This window comes from Mycobacterium sp. NGS18 (assembly GCF_059813185.1).
The window spans coordinates 1-2,161 of the sequence record NZ_JCALEC010000027.1 but is presented as its reverse complement, the minus strand read 5'-3'; the positions used below and the strand labels follow the sequence as shown (position 1 = coordinate 2,161).

Sequence of the window (2,161 nt, the reverse complement as noted above, 5' to 3'; positions counted from 1 at the left end):
TGTCGGCTCCGGTTGAAATCTGAGCAGTTTCTTCCGGTCGAAAAGTGAGCAGGTGGTTACGGGGTTGAGTCTGCCTGACGGTCGGCTTCGACGGAGGGCAAGGACTCGATTGCGGTGTGTTTGATGCGGTAGCTGGCGCCCTTGAGCGCGATGACGTCGGCATGGTGGACGATGCGGTCGATCATGGCCGAGGCGATGGTGGCTTCGCCGAACACTTGACCCCAGCGGGAAAACGGCAGGTTGGAGGTCAAGATGATCGATGACTTCTCGTAGCGGGTGGAGACCAGCTGGAAGAACAGGTTGGCTGCTTCGGTATCGAAGGGGATGTAGCCGACCTCGTCGATGACGATCAATCCGATTCGGGCGATTTTGCGTAGTTCGGCATCGAGCCGGCCGATCTGATGGGCTTCGGCCAAACGGGTGATCCATCCGGTAGCCGGGGCAAACGTGACCCGGTGCCCGGCCTGGGTGGCGGCGATCGCCAGTGCGGTGGCCAAATGCGTTTTGCCGGTTCCCGGCGGGCCGAGTAGCACGATGTTGCGTGCTTCAGCCAGCCAACCGCCGGCTTCGAGGCGGGCGATCTGAGCGCGATCAACTCCGGGTTGAGCAGCGAAGTCGAAGTCAGCGATCGTCTTGATCGAGGGGAATCCGGCATACCGGATGCGCTGGCGAGCCCCGGATTCAGCGCGGGCGCTGGACTCCACGGCCAGCACCGCAGCCAGGTACTCCTCCAGTGACCAGTTGGCTTCGCGGCCCTGCTCGGCCAGCCGGTGATAGTGCGCGGCGATCCGCGGGGCCTTCAACAGTCGAGATTGGTGGGCAATGAGCTTGTCGGCTTCACCAGGAACCACGGTGCGTTTGGTGACCATCAGGCGACCTCCCCGGTCCCGAACACCGCGTCATAGGCGGCCAGGTCAGCGACCTGGACCTCGACGTCGACGTGCGAGCCGGCCGCCGGCCGGTTGCGGAAGTTCTCTCGCATCGCCGATGCCGCCCTAAGATGTCCGGGATCGCAAACTAGTCCGCCACTGCCCCACAAGCGCTTGTGATCTGCCACCAGACGATCCCCGCAGCTGGCGCTAACCCGGTCCAGCGTCGCGGTGATGGTGATCATCCGGCCGATGGCTTCTGGATGCACCGAATAGGCGTTACCGGCGACGCTCACGTAGTAGTCACGGCCCAACCGGGTGACGGTCGTGATCCCCGTGGTCGGTGCCACCGGCGGCAGTGCCGCCATCACTTCCCGATCAGCCGATAGTGCTTGTGCCGGAATCATCCGAGTGACCGCGTGGCGACGTGGGTTGGCCACCGATACCAGCCAGTCGGCCAACTGCGTGTTGAAGTCCGCCGCTGAGCTGAAGTGCCGGCCCGGCAGAAACGATGAACCCAGGTAGCCATTGGCCCGCTCAACGACGCCCTTCGTTTCGGGGTCATAGGGCCGAGCCTGGATCAACCGAGTGCCCAAGACTCCGCAGAACCCGGCCACTCCCTGCGCCAGTCGACCGCGCTGCCCGATGCCGGCCTCGTTGTCCCACAACAGGTTCTTCGGTATCGCACCGATCTGATCCGAGAGCAACGACCACATGCCGGCCAGCAGGTCCCCGGTGACCCGCGACGGAATCATCATCGCGGCGATGAACCGTGAATAGGCGGCCACCAGCACCAGCACCGGAAACGACCGCAGCACCCCGGCGTGATCGGGCACGAGCTGGCCGGGGAACCACAGATCACACTGCACCTGCTCACCCGGTAGATGCACCAACCGGTCGCATGGATCTGCCGGTGCATACTCCGGTCGGATGCGAGCGACGTTCTCGCTGAACCAGGAATGCCCACCAGTCCAACCCACGCGCTGGGCGATGACCGTCGCCGGCATCGTCGGATATTGCCCCAGCATCGCCCGCACCGCAGGCTCAATCTGCGCCCACGCCGACGTCGTCACCGGTGCCCGCTCATAGCGCGGCGGCTCGTCGACGCTGAGCGCCTTGGCCACGGTGTTCCGCGACAGCTCCAACCGCCGCGCGATCGCCGCCTGCGACAAGTTCTCCGACCGATACAGCCGCCGGATCTCGGCCCAATCCTCCACAGTGATCACTCTCCAATCGAAGGGTGCTCACTTTTCGACCGGAATCACCTGCTCAATTTTGGACCGGAACCGACA

The 2,161-nt window shown here is 64.2% G+C and carries 2 protein-coding genes; both read right to left on the bottom strand.

Annotated features, from left to right (window positions below; genetic code table 11):
- Positions 1 to 56 precede the first annotated feature (56 nt).
- Positions 57 to 869, bottom strand: coding sequence for an IS21-like element helper ATPase IstB (gene istB, locus AC5Y31_RS21750; protein ID WP_499982959.1), 813 nt, complete (start codon positions 867 to 869; stop codon positions 57 to 59).
- On the bottom strand, positions 869 to 2,086 hold the full coding sequence (gene istA, locus AC5Y31_RS21745; RefSeq protein WP_499982962.1) for an IS21 family transposase: 1,218 nt from the start codon (positions 2,084 to 2,086) through the stop codon (positions 869 to 871). The genes istB and istA overlap by 1 nt, the downstream gene beginning before the upstream one ends.
- Between the last annotated feature and the right edge of the window lie 75 nt (positions 2,087 to 2,161).